Origin of the sequence: Streptomyces sp. NPDC059853 (genome assembly GCF_042731495.1) — a bacterium.
Classification (GTDB): domain Bacteria; phylum Actinomycetota; class Actinomycetes; order Streptomycetales; family Streptomycetaceae; genus Streptomyces.
In genome coordinates, this window is record NZ_JBHWJL010000032.1 from 1 (window position 1) to 15,319 (window position 15,319).

Below are 15,319 nucleotides of genomic sequence, written 5' to 3' on the forward strand. Positions count from 1 at the left end.
CCATCCGGCCTAGCATTGTGTGCCGGAATCTCCCCCCGCGAGTTGGGCCCCCCGGGCTCGCCGCGGTGGCGCCTCGACGAGCCCGGGACGCCCGCCGCCGTACCGGCCGCGGGCGGGGCCCCGGCTACGGAAGATGACGCAGGGCGAACTCGATCTCCATCCGCGTCTGTTTGATCCGCTCCTCCACCACCAGCGAGCCGTGCCCGGCGTCGTACCGGTACACCTCGTGGGGGGCGCCGCGCTCCTTCAGCCGGTCGACGTAGTTCTCGATCTGCCGGATCGGGCAGCGCGGGTCGTTGACGCCCGCCGAGATGTACACCGGCGCCGTCACCCGGTCCACGTACGTGATCGGCGACGAGTCTCGCCACCGCTCGGGCTGCTCCTCGGGCGTGCCGCCCAGGAGCGTGCGGTCCATCGCCTTCAGCGCCTCCATCTCGTCGTGGTAGGCGGTGACGTAGTCGGCCACCGGGACCGCCGCGACCCCGACCGTCCACAGCCCGGGCTGGACCCCGAGGCCCAGCAGGGTGAGGTAGCCGCCCCACGAGCCGCCGGTGAGCACCAGCCGCTCCGGGTCGGCCAGGCCGGTCTCCACACACCACTCGCGGACGGCGGCGATGTCCTCCAGCTCGATCAGGCCGATGCGGTGCCGCAGGGCGTCCGTCCACTCCCGGCCGTACCCCGTCGATCCCCGGTAGTTGACCCGGACGACCGCGAAGCCGTGGTCGAGCCAGGCGGCCGGGGCCGCGGCGAACGCGTCGCTGTCGTGGTGGGTCGGGCCGCCGTGGATGTCGAAGACCGTCGGGAACGGGCCCTCGCCCTCCGCCGGGCGCTGCACCAGCGCGTGCACGGCGCCGCCCGGTCCGTCCACCCACACGTCCTGCACCGGCAGCGACGGGGGCGCCGGGTCACCGGGCGGGTCCAGGACGGTGGCGCCCGTGCTGGACTGCACGCGCGGCGGCTCCGCGGCCGAGGACCACAGGAACTCCACCGACCCGTCCGGGCGCGCGGTGGCGCCCGCCACCGAGCCGGCCGGGGTGGGCACCCGGACCAGCTCGCCGAGGGTGTGCCCGTCGACGTCCGCGCGCCACAGCTCGCTGCGGGCCCGGTAGTCGTGCTCGATGAGCACGCCCGAGCCGTCCGCGTACCACTCGGCGCCGACCTCGCCCGGCAGCTCGCAGGCCAGCTCGCGCTGCTCGCCGGTGAGCGGGTCCCAGATCAGCAGCTCCCAGCGGCCGTGCCGCTGGTGGCCGACCAGCAGCCGGCTGTCGCCGTCCACCGGCGCGAAGCCGAGCACGGACAGACCGAGGTCCTTGGTGCCGGCCTCGGTGTCGTCCAGCTCGGCGACCGGGGTGCCGTCGAGGCGGACCACGCGGATCGCCGAGTGCATCGCGTCGCCGTGCTCGGTGTGCTCGATGGCCAGCAGGGTGCCGTCGTGCGAGAGGTCGCCGACGCCCGCCGACTCGCGGTGCCGGTAGATCTCCACCGGGCCGGAGTCGCCGGGGCGCGCCACGTGGATCGTGGTGCCGACCTCCTCGGTCATCCGGCCCACCACGACGGTGCCGTCCCGGCCGAGCGCGAGACCGGCCGAGTACGCGGGCTCCAGGCCCGGTACGGCCTCCTCGTGCGGGCCGCCGGCGAACGGCTGGCGGCGCCAGACGCCGAACTCGTCGCCGTCGCTGTCGGCGAACCACCACACGTGCTCGCCGTCCGGGCTGAGCGTGCCGTGGACGGTGCCGTTGGGGCGGTCGGTGGCCTGCCGCCGCTCCCCGGTGGCGCGGTCCCAGGTGTACAGCTCGAAGGTGCCGGTGGCGTTGGAGATGAACAGCGACCGGTGGGGGGCGTCCAGCGCCCACTGGGGGAGGCTGACGCGCGGGGCGCGGAACCGCCGTTCCCAGTCGGGGAGGGTGACGTCCTCGCCGTGGCCGTCCGGGCCGTCCTGCGCGTGCGGGTGCTCCGGCCGCTCAGTCATCGCCGCCCTCGATCTCGACCTGGATCTCGACCTCGACCGGGGCGTCCAGCGGCAGGACGGCGACCCCGACCGCGCTGCGCGCGTGCCGGCCGGCCTCGCCCAGGACCTCGCCGAGCAGCTCGCTGGCGCCGTTGATGACGCCGGGCTGGCCGGTGAAGGACGGGTCGGAGGCGACGAAGCCGACGACCTTCACCACCCGGACCACGCGGTCCAGGCTGCCGGCCACCGACTCGACGGCGGCCAGCGCGTTGAGCGCGCAGATCCGGGCCAGCTCCTTGGCGTCCTCGGGGCTGACCTCGGCGCCCACCTTGCCGGTGCGCGGCAGCGCGCCGTCCACCAGCGGCACCTGGCCCGAGGTGTGGATGTAACGGCCCGAGCGCAGTGCCGGTACGTACACCCCGGCCGGGGCGGGCACCGGCGGCAGGGTGATCCCCAGCTCGGCGAGCCGGGCCGCCACGCGCCCGGCGCTCACTGGGTCTTCTCGCGCTTGAAGTACGCCACCAGCTGCTCGGGGTTGGCGGGGTTCTGGAGCACCTGCACCAGCTCCCAGCCGTCCTCGCCCCAGGTGTCGAGGATCTGCTTGGTCGCGTGCACCAGCAACGGCGCGGTCGCGTATTCCCACTTGGTCACGGTCGTCATGGCGCCCACTCTAACGACCGGGCGGGGGGCGGCCCGGCGTGCGCCCGGGGGGCGGGCCGCCGGGCCGGGGTCCGGAAAAAAGTCCCCGCTGTGTGGTCCGGAGAGGATTGTCGATCATCGCACCGGGCAGACTGCCCATCGGAAGCCACACCGGCGGCCCTAACCGGCTGCCGCGTAACCCCCGTCACTGTCGTAGGCGTTCTCGTACGCGTTCTCGTACTCACAGCGGGCTGTTTCCAGCAGCCTGCGCCAGGACGTGACCGTGGGACGGCGACGCAGCAGCGCGCGTCGTTCCCTTTCGGTCATGCCGCCCCAGACGCCGAATTCCACGCGGTTGTCGAGTGCGTCCGCGAGGCATTCGGTGCGTACCGGGCAGCCGGTGCACACCGCTTTCGCGCGGTTCTGCGCCGCGCCCTGCACGAACAGTTCGTCCGGATCTGTGGTGCGGCAGGCGGCCTGCGCGCTCCAGTCGGTTACCCAGCTCATGACCGGTGCCGTCCTCTCCCGAATCGAGGCTCCCCCACGGCGGCGAGTGGCATATTCACCCTCGCCGGTTGAGGACGTTACGGAAGGCGGCGGGAGCGCAACACCCCCAGAGGGCCCCATCTTGAATGGCCCGTTCGGACTAGGGGAGTTCCCTCATCACCCACGTGAGTGAATGCCGAACAAGATCGGCATTTTGGAGGGATGCGCAAATAGCAAAATCTGCGGGCATATGACAAGAGCGATATGCGCGTCTCACTCACACGAGTGAAGATCGCTTGACGGTTCCCCCCGGCCCGGTGCACAGCAGCCTAACGAACGCCCGGCCATCTGTCCGGCGTTCGACCGCTTACGCTTGCTCCATGGGTAGGAAGCGCCCGGGAGGCGGACTGAGCACGACACAGCAGGCGGCCAAGTTCCTCGGGGTCAGCGTGCTGTCCGGGGCCGTGCTGGCGGGGCTGGCACTGCCGGCCGTCGGCACCCTGGGGCTGGCGGCCAAGGGGATGGTGCAGACCTTCGACGAGATCCCGAGCGAGCTGACGCGGCCACCGCTGAGCCAGAGCACGCTCATCCTCGACGTCGAGGGCAACAAGATCGCGGAGGTGTACTCCCGTTACCGCACGGTGATCGAGGCGGACGAGATGGGTCCGTACGTCCGCCAGGCGCTGGTGGCGGTCGAGGACGCGCGCTTCTACGAGCACGGCGCGATCGACATGAAGGGCATCCTGCGGGCCCTGAACCGCAACGTGACCTCCGGCGGCGTCCAGGAGGGCGCCTCGACCCTCACGCAGCAGTACGTCAAGAACGTCTTCGTCGAGCAGGCGGGCGACGACGCGGAGGCGGTGGCCGAGGCCACCGCCCAGAGCGGCGCCGAGGGCATGGGCCGCAAGATCCGCGAGATGAAGTTCGCCATCCAGCTGGAACAGGAACTCACCAAGGACGAAATCCTTACCAACTACCTCAATATCACCTACTTCGGACAGCAGGCGTACGGCGTCGAGGCCGCCTCCCAGCGGTACTTCTCCAAGTCCGCCGCCGACCTGGAACTGCACGAGGCCGCGCTGCTCGCCGGGCTCGTCCAGTCCCCCAGCGCGTACGACCCCGTGAACTCGCCCGACAAGGCGGTCAACCGGCGCAACGTCGTCCTGGAGAAGATGGTCGAATCCGAGGACATCACCCGCGCCGAGGCCGACGAGGCCAAGGCCCTGGACCTCGGCCTCGACATCAGCCGCCCGCAGAACGGCTGCATCACCGCCGTCCACGACGCCGGCTTCTTCTGCGACTACGTGCGCAAGGAGATCCTGAACAACCCCGCCTTCGGCGAGACCGAGGAGGAGCGCAGCGAACTGTGGCGCCTCGGCGGCCTGCGGGTGCGCACCACCCTGGACCCCACCGCCCAGGCGGCGGCGGCCCAGGCGGCCAAGGACGGCGCGTACGCGGACGACGAGGTGACCGCGGCCGTCGTCCAGGTCCAGCCAGGCACCGGCCACATCCTCTCCATGGCGCAGTCCCGGCCCTACGGCCTGGACGTCACGGCGCACGAGACCACGCTCAACCTCAACGTCTCCAACGCGATGGGCGGCAGCACGTCCGGTTTCCAGCCCGGATCGACGTTCAAGCCGATCACGGCGGCGGCGGCACTGGAGAAGGGCATCTCCCCAGCACACACGTACACCTCCGATCGCAAGGAGACGTTCGCGATGAGCGACTTCCGCAATTGCGAGAACGTGTCGCTGGGGTCCGCGTCGGACGCGGAGTGGTCGGTGCAGAACGAGCGGGAGGACATGAAGGGCACCTGGGACATGTCTGAGGCCCTGGCCCAGTCCGTCAACACCTACTTCGTTGATCTGGAGCGGGAGGCCGGGCTGTGCGAGACGATCACCCTGGCCGGTGCGATGGGCGTGACCCAGGGCAATGACTCCTCGCTGCCCGCCCACCCCTCGGTCACCCTCGGCACCACCGAGACGACGCCTCTGATGATGGCCAACGCGTACGCGACCTTCGCCAACCGGGGGACGTACTGCAAGCCGGTGGCCATCCTGTCGGTGACCGACAGCAACGGTCAGGAGTTGGATGTCCCGGACGCCGACTGCACCCAGGTGATGTCGGAACAAACCGCCGACACCGTCAACATGATGCTGCGCGGGGTGGTCGAGGACGGCACCGGCCAGACCGCCGGACTGACGGACCGGGAGAACGCCGGCAAGACCGGTACCACGGAGAACCGGCAGAACGTGTGGTTCGTCGGCTACACCCCCGAGCTGGCCACCGCGGTCCGGGTCGGCGGTGACGCGACGCTGCCGCCGATGGAGAACATCACGATTGCCGGCAAGTTCTGGGAGAAGGCCGGCGGCGGCAGCGTCGCCGGGCCGATCTGGCGGCAGGCGATGACCGGTGCGCTGGCGGGCGTCCCCGCCTCGACGTTCCACGAGGTGGACGTGCCGCGCGGGAACGACGACAAGAAGGACGACAAGAAGGACGACAAGAAGGACGACAAGAAGGACGACGACCGGGACCGCGATCGCGACCGGGACGACGACCGCGACGACGACACCCCCGACATCGACCTCGGTGACTGGGGCGACTTCGACTGGGGCGACAACCGCCCGGGCAACGGCTGGGGCCGCGACCGCTGAGTGACGCCGCACGACGAAGGGGCAGACCGGGATCCTCCGGTCCGCCCCTTCGCTGTTTTCCGTCAGGGGGATCTCAGGAGGCCTAGACGTTCCGCCTCGACACCGAGCGCGAGCCTTCCCTGGGCATTAAGTCTCGTCATCAGCTTTTTGACCCGACGTTGTACCGAGCGGTGGGCGAGGCCTACTTTGCGTGCAACCGCTGCGTCCGCGTATCCCTCATAGAGGAGTACAAGAATACGCAGATCAATATCGTCGATATCTGTTCCGGGCATGACCCCCCCCAAGGGCTGAACGGTGCACGGAGATCTGCAAGATAACTCCTTCTTTAAGGACAGGCAACCGCCAAAAATTATGACAAACGGCATTAAGTGAACCGGCGAGATGGCGCAATTGCGTCATTGGGTTGTGTCGAGGTTCTGGGGGCCCGGTGTAGATTCCCGGGGGATGTCGCCATAGCGACGTATTGGTGCCCGCATCTGGTCGGGATGCCGTGCGGTGAGTAGCCTCCCTGGCTGAAGATGACCGAGGGAGGAAGCTTGGCAAGCACAAGACGGAAAACGCGGTGTGCCGCGGTGGTCGCCGCGCTGGCGATGGCCTTTTCCACCGGGTCGGCCTCGAATGCGGAGGAGAAGACAGACGATGTTGTCGTTCCGCAGGCCACGAGCTATGTCGGCGACACCTGCGGAAGCGCAAACAATCGCTACTGCCTGCGTCTGCACTATGGCCCGTACAACTCCACCACCAGGACCGCCACCGGCTCCTGTCACGTCACCAACAGGAGCAGTATCCCCAACCACTGGGGGGTGATTCAGGGCACGGAAATTGTTCGCTATGTGTTCCGGGCCGACCTCAATGGATACGGCTGCGGTCATGTCGAGGGTAACGGCTATGCGCTTTCCGCCGCCGTTGCCTCCTATCGCAACGTGGATTGCAAAGCACATCAGATTTATGCGGGAACCTCCGGGCAGGGACATTCCCAGATGCTGGGTATCGGCGCGGTCGGTGCACTTAACTCCGGTGTGCTGAGAAAGAACAATTCTACCTATGCGCAAGGGGGATGCGGGTGACCATCGACGAATCGGGCCGTACGCTGTCCCAGCCAGCGGCTGGATCCACCCGCCGTCTTCCCCTCGTTCTGGGTCTGGCGCTGGTCCTGGCGACGGGTACCGCGGTGGGTGTGGCGGCGAACGACCGCGGCTCCGGTGCGGCGGATCCCGGCGGTGCGGCGGGGCCAGCGCTGCGGTTGCTGCACGAGGGCCGGCCCGCCGCCGTGGCCGCTTCGGGGCTCGCCGAGGGTTTGCGGTTGCCTCTGGAGGACTATCTCCTCAGTTATCAGGATGTCGTCGCGGAGAGCGCGGCCAGGCGGGAGATCGAACGGTCCTGTCTGGCGGAGCGCGGCCTGGCATGGGTCACCCCGGAGCTTTTCGTTCATTCCGGGCTCCCCTACAACTCCATGAACACACCGCGCCGGTACGGGATCACGGATCTGGAGGCGGCCCGCAGCCACGGATACGACCTTCCCGTTCCCGATGGCGAACCAGCGGCGGCGCCCCGCAGCGATGTTGAATTCACCGTGATGTACGGCATCGACGCCGAAAACGCGGCCGTGCGGGACATCGACGGGATTGAAGTTCCGGACGGCGGATGCGTCGGGGAGTCGGCCCGTGTGGTCGGCGAACTCGACGAGACTCTCGCCAATGAACTGGCAGGTCAGGCCATACTGGCTGCGGCGGAACACCCCGATGTCATCACCGCGCTAGACGACTGGTCGGTGTGCATGGGGGAGCAGGGCTATGACGTCGATCATCCCTACCGGGCTCCCGAAGTCGTCACCGGCTCCACTCCGCAGGAGGTCGCGGTGACGGACATCGGCTGCAAGGAGAGGACGGGTCTGGTGTCGGTCTGGTTCTCGGTGGAATCCGAAATCCAGGAGCGGCTGATCGAGGAGAATCATCCGGAACTGGAGCGCGAGCGCGAGCGCAACGTCTCCGTTCTGACGGCAGCTGAAGCTATCCGATGACGTGGTGTCCGGGCCCTTTCGGTACAACCGAAGGGGCCCGGACGCATGTGCTGAAAGAGTCTTCGGATGGACTGTCCGAGAAAAAGATGTCCCAGGATTCATGTATGGGAGGCAGGAGACCTCACGGCATTTCTGTTCGTCGGCCTGTTACAGGATCCCGTCTCGCACACGAACGACGCGCCCACCTCGGCTGGTGAGGTCTGGGATTCCCTTCAGACCGCGGTCCCGGCCGAGGAGCCGGCGCCAGGGTCGGGCCTTGGCCCGGCCGCCGTGGCTCCGGACGCGCTCGCCGAACTGCTGGGAGAGGAGTGGGAGGAGTCGGATGACCGGTTGTGGACCACCGCCGGCAACGCGGCGGGATTTCATCTGCCGGTGGCGGACCGGCGCGACACTCGTCCAGCGGGGTTCGACACCGACGCCTGGATCGGCTCGACCTGTGTGACCGGTTCGGGTGACTGGGCGGTGGTCGTGTACGCCCCCGGACCTCCACCAATGTTCCGTGCTGATGTCGCGCGGTGCCTTCTCCGCTGTGGTGGACGTCGACAGCGGCCGGATACGCCACCTGCCGGTCAACTCGTCCCTGTCCTACTACAACCCGGGCTGGCGGTGCGGGCGGTCGGAGCGGTCGCGCATCCCGGCCTCGCCCCGGTGCCGGTAGCGGCCGGCCCAGCGGGAGGCGGTCGTGTGGCTGACCTGGAAACGTTCGGCGGTCCGCCGTAGTGGCCAGCCGTCTTCGACGACACACCGGGCCAGCCGCAGCCGTCCTGTCGGTGTCAGCGGGGCATTACGGTGGGACATAAGGGCCTCTTGGCAGTCGGCGGTAGATCTCGCAATCCCCACCGAACCCAGAAGGCCCTCACCTGTTCAAGTACCCCAACACGCGTGTCACCAACGTCCCGGGACAACACACCTAGCCCTCGGGGGCCAGTGAGACCATGGCCGACTCCAGTTTCGACATTGTTTCGAAGGTCGACCGGCAGGAGGTCGACAACGCCCTCAACCAGGCCGCCAAGCTGATCCGCGACGAGGGCCCCAAGGGGGTCAAGGCGCAGGTGCAGGGTGAGGAGCTGCGGGTCTCCTCCAAGAGCCGGGACGCCCTCCAGGAGGTGCAGCGGCGTGAAGGAGTAAGGACTTCGACTTCGCGGTCCAGTTCGTCAACTACCGATGAGCGGCTCCCAGGCCGCCCGGCCGCCCCGTGGCTGTCCTCGCACAGGACAGCCACGGAGGGGCATCGGTGCACAGCGCTTACTGATCAGGCGGAATCAGCCAGGACTCCGGGCAGGGGCCCATGGGGTGGGACTGAGTGTCCACCCGCATCTCCCGGTCTCCGCTCGTGCCGTCCAGCCCGGAGAAGACCGTCCGGAAGCACCGCGTCACGCTTCCCGCGAACGGATTGACGGCCCTTTCGTAGGAGCCGCTAACCATGAGCACGAGCACCGCCTGGTCGCCATCACGGGAGAAGTGATGCATGAACGTCGCAGGCACGGACACCGCATCGAGCTCTTCCGCGTCCTGAGGAAACCCTTCAGCAGCGGCCAGGTCGACAACGTCTGCGACATAGCGCTGGGCCAGTTCTGCCGCGGCTTCGAAGGCTTCCTTCTCACTCCGGTCGTTGGCCCGGTCAAGATGGATCAGCAGCCCCGCTGCCGCCATCGCCAGGAGAAGAATCCCGGCGAAGGCGATCCGGAGCAGGATCTCCAAGCTCGACAGACCTCTGTCCGCAGGCATCAGAGTGTCTCCTCAAATACCCTTCCATAGATGGTTGTGCCGAGGTTCTTGGGGTGAAAGCTTTCCCGGCTGATGCAGAAAGTGTTCGAGTCGAAACATTGGTTGTCGCCTTCACCTTTCTGAGCCCGCACCACTTCATGGATCCCTTCAGGATTGTCGCAGGCCCGGTTCCCTTCGAATCTTGTGTCCGGAGAGAAGAACGAGACGGGGATGCCCTCGTCCATGAGAAGATCCACCACCATGTCGCCCTGGATCTCGGTCATGTAGTCTGCGGCATCATTCAGTCGGTTTTTGTTTTCCGAATTGAGCCAGATGCACCCATTCTCGGCGCTGAAGAGCCGAGGGTAGCCGAGCACACGGATCTGAGCGTTGGGAGCTTTCCGATGGATCTGCCGGATCGTTTCCTTTGTGTTCGGGACCGCCTGGCGAATATACTGTCGCATCAGCTCCGAATCCGTGCACGTACTGAAGGGAGTGACGCAGTCCTGAACGACGGTGGAAAAGTTCGCATCGTTACCGCCGAGGGTCAGGGCAACGAGTGTGGTGTTCTCGTCCAGCACGCCGGAATCGACTTGCGATTTCTCCCGGAACTGACCGTCCCATCCCCACGTCAGGGGGTCACCGGATTGCATTTGTGACGCACGGGCTCCGGAGCAGGCGATGAACTGGAAGTCGAGATCTGGATCATTCCGATCTGCCAGAATTCCGATGTTCTGCGACTGTCCTCGCAGTGTCGCCTTTCTTGCCCAGGCATTGTCACTCCGCCGGCAACCATTCCAGGAGTTCTGGCTCGCCCTATTGTTGTCGCTGACTACCGAATAGTCGCCGGCCCCCTCTCCGGAGGAGTACGAATCACCCATGGCGACGATGAAATGATCGGGCTTTTTTGTCATGGGCACAAATGCAACGGAATCCCAGGCGATACTGTCGGCGCCCGTGCCGTCATCCGTGACGTTGGCGAGTTCTACTCTGGGAAACCCGCCCCCGCTGAAATCAAAGACCCCGAGGTTCACCCACGTGTGCGCCCGATAACGCGTCGGAATGTAACGCGTTCCGAGAAGTTTCGTTCCATTGTAGATTACATATTTCGCCTGTTGTGTATGGGCACCGTGGTCGGGTATGTGCACCATGACTCTGGCCCAACCGGAAAGTTGGCGATTCATCTCCCATCTCCCGGTCGCCTTGAGTCGCTCACCCGTGGCCGATCCCGCTTCTCTCGTATGGCCGAGGAAAAAGTGACCGCCAAATCCTCCACCAATCTGATGGAAGTCAATCTTGGATGGCCAGGTTCGCACACCGTTGGATATCTCACCCGCCCCAAAGTCCATCGTAAAGGATCCGGCATTGACCCAAGACGAACGAGAACACCCTGGCCTCGTGGAGGGCACGGAGTTGGGCTGAACATCGATGACCAGTGCGTTGGAGGGAAGTCCCTCGACACCGCAATTGGGTGGGTATGCCGTGCCATCAGGTTCTTCGGCCCAACCATCGGGAAAGCGACGGAAGTCGTATCCGCACGACACGGCACAGTCCTCTTTCCAGACCGCAGGCCCGTTCCACCAGCATTTGTGGTCTATACGGCCGTCCGACCCGCGACTCTGACACGGGCCGTTCTCATCGTTCTTCGATCCCTCGTGCAGGTTCTCCGCGTGGCACTTGTTCACGCCGGGGTCGCAGAACAGATCGACGGGAGGCTTGATCCTGGCGCGATTCCTTTCTGCGCTGAACCCATTGCTGGGATTCCAGTTCGCCTGGCGGTACGCGGACACCGGCGTGTTGGGGGCCTCAAGCAACTCCGGTGGGTAGGCGGCGAAACCCAGCACCTTCTCTTGATATGGCCAGTACTGCGGCGTGGCCGCGTCCTTGTAGTTCGGATATCCGTTCCCGTCATCCATGAATGGGGTACGATTCGGCTTCCAGTACGGGTTCGCCGGGTTGTTCGCCCACCCGACGCCCCACGCCCCACCATTTGAGCCCGCATCGGAACGCGGGTAGAAGCCACTGTTATAGGCCCACAGAGCGAAGAACCAGTTCTCCGGCCTGGCGGAACTTCCATTGTTGACAATCAGGCCTTCACCGCGGGTCTGGTTCCACTTGTCCTGAAGGATCTGGAGGCCGGCCGCAACGTTGACGGTGTAGTCCAGAGCAACAGCTCGCTGCTTTTCATACGGCCAGGCCGGAAGTCCGCCGTGTTCCCGCCCCGCCATACGCATGTGGTCCGTGACCTGCATGACTCCGTAACCGCAGTCAGCGTCTGCCCAGTTGATACCCCAGTCACTTGATCCGTCTTGAGCGACATCCCGACCATAAAAGTTGCCGATCAGGGGGTTACCACTCACTCCTGGCATCACATGCCAGGACGACTGCCGCATATTCGACTCTTGAGCCGCGACGCCAAGAAGGACTTGATGGGGGACATAGCCTCCCCCATCAAGCGGCAGAGAAGGAAAGAGGGTTTGTGGTTGGTATGCGGGCATACCATGATTCTTCCAGTTGGCCGGCCGGGAGATGTATTGGTCCAGCTGGCCCAGAACAGCTCGATTCACCGCCCATTCCACCTGCCGAGGTTTCGGCTGAACAGGTTGACTGCGTGGATCGTTGCGAGGTACGGCGCAGTACCGATCATCTTCCACAATCTGGTGTCTCAAATGATCGGACGATGCGTCCACCGCGTTCTCCGCCGCAGCCGGCGGCGCTTTTTGCTCTACCGAGGGCAGCAGGGGGGATATCTCTCTCCCCTCACCTTCATGCTGCCCAGGGCCTGCCGAGGGAAGCACCGCGAAACGACTCTCCTCCTGCGTCGAGACGTCCAGCACGCCGATCACGACCGGACGGGCCTCGGTCGATTCCAAGGCGACTCCTGAGCCTTGACCGTCCGCCCACTCCACCTGCGTGACCAGTGCCGCGCCGCCTGTGGTCACCGTCGAGCCCAAAGGGGTGTCCCGCACGAACCGCACGGAGCCCGGCAGTCCCTCGTCCACCCGATCGGGGTTCCCCATGATGAAGACGGTGCCGCCGCCGCCCGTCAGACCAAGGTTCGTCATGGGCCCCTCGGCCAGCGAGGTCACTCTTGCCTGATCGCTCTGAGGGCGGTCGATGTACCGGGCTTCCAGCCGTGTGATCGATGCCGTGGGCACCTGGTCCGTGTCGCGGTTCGCCTCGCGGTCCACGAATACCACCCCGCCATCGCGGTCCGGCCTGACGTCAAAGGGGACGTGAGTGGTTCTGACCAGTTCGGTTCTTTCACCGTCGGGGCTGATGGCAACGAGCCGGGCCCCGTCCGCGGCGACGATCCCGCCACGCACGGGGACTGCGGAGGTCACCTGGGCCGGAATATCGATCGCGTCTCCCAGCACGCCTGACTGCGCGTCCAGGTGGAACAGCCGGGTCTCCGACATTTCCGTTCCACGCGACTGTGTCAGTACGGCGGTCTCGTCGGTCCCGCACCCTGGATTGAAGTAGGCCAAAGAGGATTGAACAGCTAATTTCGTCACTCCTCCACTGTTCAGGTCCACTATGGCAGTGAACGCGCCACGTTGCATGAGGACTTCATCGTTCATGAAGACGCGCGGCGCGTATGCCACTACCATCCAGTCACCACTACCTGTCACACAGGCATTTCCGATCCAGGCATCAGCCATGAATCCCGGCTCTGATAGTGTCGCAACGGTGTGCCAGGAGTATCCTTCACTGCGATCGGCGACTAGAATGTGCAATCCATCGGCATCGCCGGAAGTTGCCCATGCACGGTCGGCAGAAGTTTCCCATCCATGGCCCAACGCCTGATCGCGCTCCGCTATGGGAATTTCGTCAGGGACGGGAACGTCCCCGGGGACACTGAAGCCATGCGGCGGGGATTCTGAAGTTTCCGCCTCTCGGTCCTGGGCCGTGGCCGGGAGTGTCGTCAGCAAGGTGGCAGCCAGGCTGAATGACAGCAGTGTTGACAGTGCTGCTGCAAGCCGCACTCGTACATGTCGGTGACGCATGAGCCCCCTTGTAGGAGAAGCCCGACCATGGCGTCGGGTTCGGCTCAATGTAGAGCTTTCATCGCGAGCTGCACATGGAATATTCGCGACTTGGCGCAAACACGTCACAATCGATGAGGATTCGACGCATGAGATGCACTCCATCCAAGCCCACAACCGATGCCCGTTGTTGACATCACATGGTGATGGCCGTCGCATCAAGGCAAGGCAGATGTTGAGCACATCCATCGCACCGACGTGCAATCTGATGGCACAGATCGTGAGGAAGATCTCCCGGCCTTGTTCAGGACGCTTTCTCACTCTCCGGCGATACTTGCCCGGCCTGGATTTCCATCCCGCTATGTCTTCAAAGAAACCTTCTCGTGCAGACACCCGCCGTGCTCATCTACCAGGGGCCGCACGGGCTGCCGCAGATCATGCGGTTCAGGGTCCGGGCTGATCCGGGAGCTCGTTCGGGGCACTCCTCACGGAAATGCTCAGGAAGAGCTTTTCACCCTCCGCACCACCCAGTCCAGAGTCTGCTCGGTACGGCTCCGGGCGCCCTGCAGGGCCTCCTCGTGCTCAGCGATCAGGGACTCCTGAATTCTCCACTCTTCGGCGAACCACGCGTCCACCAATTCGGAGCTCTGTTTGCATTCCACCTCCGAGACGGCGAGGGCGATTTCTTCCTCTGTGGCCTTTGACCCGCTTCTCAGGGAAGCACCCAAGTCTGCGGCCTCGGAGACGGTCGCCACGGAGAACCCACGGTCCGCCATGCACGAGGACCAATCCCGCGTGGCCTCCTGAACAGCCGGCATCTGCTCGGCCTCGACATAGCTCTGTGCGCTGAGCTCTTCGGCCAGGTAGTCGTCCAGCTCACCGACCTCGTTCACGGCCTCTTGAAGACAGCCGCCTTCGGGGATGTCCAACTCGTTGAAGGAGTTGCTCGCAGCACCACTGTCATCGGCACCACTGAGGATTTCGTCGACATCCGGGTCCACCGACTCGACGGGAGATTCATCAAGATACTCAGGGGGAAGCCGGTATCCGTTCTCCGAGGCGTGCTCCAGATCGGCCAGCCCGTATCTCCGGACCATGTTCGTCGCATTGTAACTGAACGGTGGATACTCGCCGGGCTCCACGACGGGAGACCAGCTCAGTCCAAATCTGCTCACGCATTCACTTGCCACCATATTCCGCGCCTGTCCGACCGCCACCATTTCCGGGAAAGAGACGAGATAGGCATCAAGCGGAAGCGCCATGCCCCTGGTGAGGCCACTGGCCGGGGTTTCGTCGGGCCATTTCGCGTTCTCTCGCTCCCCTGCGGGAGACAATCCCTCGTGGCTCGCATGATGGGACGGTATTCCATCCGCCACGGCAACCCCCACCAGCAGGGTGAGTACCCTGGTAACCAAAGTCAGTGACCCAGCCTTTCTCAGCACGATGTCCTCCTGCTGCTGGCATTGTTGTTCTTCATGGTAGCGTTCAGGTTCGCCATCCCGCCGGGGGCAAATCGCTGGGACGGCCCTGCCCAGTTTGAGTTATAGTAAATTGTGTGGCAGTAACTGGTTTCCAAATTCGCCGCAGACGCGGCGTCATTTTTCACGCTTCGACCAGATCCAGGGCTACTGGCCCGACAAATGGCGGGCCATTGGTTGAACTGGTCGCCGTAGTGAAAATTGTCGGTCCGATTAAATACCCATCTCACATCATCAGACGCCTCTGCGTGACTCCACATCGATATATCCGTCAAGAAACACGGACTTCGGTATTCCCCCAGATTCGATCTGCTGTTGTAGAATATGGCAAAGCACCGTTTAATGTGGTCGCAATTGTCCTCGAAGTAGTAAATAGCCTGAGTCTCACTGTCTCGAGGCTC

The 15,319-nt window shown here is 65.0% G+C and carries 10 protein-coding genes and 2 pseudogenes; 4 read left to right on the plus strand and 8 right to left on the minus strand.

Annotated features, from left to right (window positions below; translation table 11 throughout):
- Positions 1–124: 124 nt before the first annotated feature.
- The 4 genes from ACFV5N_RS05945 to ACFV5N_RS05960 form a co-directional block, all read right to left on the minus strand.
- A complete protein-coding gene (locus ACFV5N_RS05945; RefSeq protein WP_385594622.1) occupies positions 125–1,969 on the minus strand; it encodes a prolyl oligopeptidase family serine peptidase in 1,845 nt (614 codons plus the stop codon).
- The gene (locus ACFV5N_RS05950; protein WP_385594625.1) at positions 1,962–2,441 is read right to left on the minus strand and encodes a RidA family protein; all 480 of its coding nucleotides are present in this window, start codon (positions 2,439–2,441) and stop codon (positions 1,962–1,964) included. The genes ACFV5N_RS05945 and ACFV5N_RS05950 overlap by 8 nt, the downstream gene beginning before the upstream one ends.
- Entirely contained in the window at positions 2,438–2,599 is a 162-nt protein-coding gene (locus ACFV5N_RS05955; protein ID WP_106438433.1) for a DUF4177 domain-containing protein, read from the minus strand. The genes ACFV5N_RS05950 and ACFV5N_RS05955 overlap by 4 nt, the downstream gene beginning before the upstream one ends.
- Positions 2,600–2,767: 168 nt before the next feature.
- On the minus strand, positions 2,768–3,094 hold the full coding sequence (locus ACFV5N_RS05960; protein WP_385594628.1) for a WhiB family transcriptional regulator: 327 nt from the start codon (positions 3,092–3,094) through the stop codon (positions 2,768–2,770).
- A 359-nt stretch (positions 3,095–3,453) separates the two neighbouring features.
- Here ACFV5N_RS05960 and ACFV5N_RS05965 point away from each other — a divergent pair, with 359 nt between their 5' ends.
- From ACFV5N_RS05965 to ACFV5N_RS05975, 3 genes are all read left to right on the plus strand, one after another.
- Positions 3,454–5,727, plus strand: coding sequence for a transglycosylase domain-containing protein (locus tag ACFV5N_RS05965; protein ID WP_385594631.1), 2,274 nt, complete (start codon positions 3,454–3,456; stop codon positions 5,725–5,727).
- A gap of 572 nt (positions 5,728–6,299) precedes the next feature.
- Positions 6,300–6,794: a hypothetical protein gene (locus ACFV5N_RS05970; RefSeq protein ID WP_385594634.1), complete on the plus strand. Its 495-nt coding sequence runs from the start codon at positions 6,300–6,302 to the stop codon at positions 6,792–6,794.
- Positions 6,791–7,747: a hypothetical protein gene (locus ACFV5N_RS05975; protein WP_385594637.1), complete on the plus strand. Its 957-nt coding sequence runs from the start codon at positions 6,791–6,793 to the stop codon at positions 7,745–7,747. The genes ACFV5N_RS05970 and ACFV5N_RS05975 overlap by 4 nt, the downstream gene beginning before the upstream one ends.
- 597 nt (positions 7,748–8,344) lie before the next feature.
- Here ACFV5N_RS05975 and ACFV5N_RS05980 read toward each other — a convergent pair.
- Positions 8,345–8,545, minus strand: a pseudogene (locus ACFV5N_RS05980) (leucine zipper domain-containing protein); the annotation flags it as partial.
- A gap of 137 nt (positions 8,546–8,682) precedes the next feature.
- Between ACFV5N_RS05980 and ACFV5N_RS05985 the strand changes: the two are divergent.
- Positions 8,683–8,915 (plus strand): annotated as a pseudogene (locus ACFV5N_RS05985) (DUF520 family protein).
- A gap of 77 nt (positions 8,916–8,992) precedes the next feature.
- On the opposite strand, the gene ACFV5N_RS05990 reads toward ACFV5N_RS05985, so the two are convergent.
- From ACFV5N_RS05990 to ACFV5N_RS06000, 3 genes are all read right to left on the minus strand, one after another.
- Positions 8,993–9,448 (minus strand): hypothetical protein, encoded by a 456-nt coding sequence (locus tag ACFV5N_RS05990; RefSeq protein WP_385594640.1) that lies wholly within the window; start codon positions 9,446–9,448, stop codon positions 8,993–8,995.
- 26 nt (positions 9,449–9,474) lie between these two features.
- Entirely contained in the window at positions 9,475–13,116 is a 3,642-nt protein-coding gene (locus tag ACFV5N_RS05995) for a GDSL-type esterase/lipase family protein (protein WP_385594643.1), read from the minus strand.
- Between the two features lie 821 nt (positions 13,117–13,937).
- Entirely contained in the window at positions 13,938–14,882 is a 945-nt protein-coding gene (locus ACFV5N_RS06000) for a hypothetical protein (protein WP_385594646.1), read from the minus strand.
- Between the last annotated feature and the right edge of the window lie 437 nt (positions 14,883–15,319).

What these genes read in the sequence shown, in the direction of transcription:
- ACFV5N_RS05945 (WP_385594622.1), bottom strand. Translation starts at nt 1,969, where the DNA reads ATGACTGAGCGGCCGGAGCACCCGCACGCGCAGGACGGCCCGGACGGC.
- ACFV5N_RS05960 (WP_385594628.1), bottom strand. Translation starts at nt 3,094, where the DNA reads ATGAGCTGGGTAACCGACTGGAGCGCGCAGGCCGCCTGCCGCACCACA.
- ACFV5N_RS05965 (WP_385594631.1), top strand. Translation starts at nt 3,454, where the DNA reads ATGGGTAGGAAGCGCCCGGGAGGCGGACTGAGCACGACACAGCAGGCG.
- ACFV5N_RS05995 (WP_385594643.1), bottom strand. Translation starts at nt 13,116, where the DNA reads ATGGCTGATGCCTGGATCGGAAATGCCTGTGTGACAGGTAGTGGTGAC.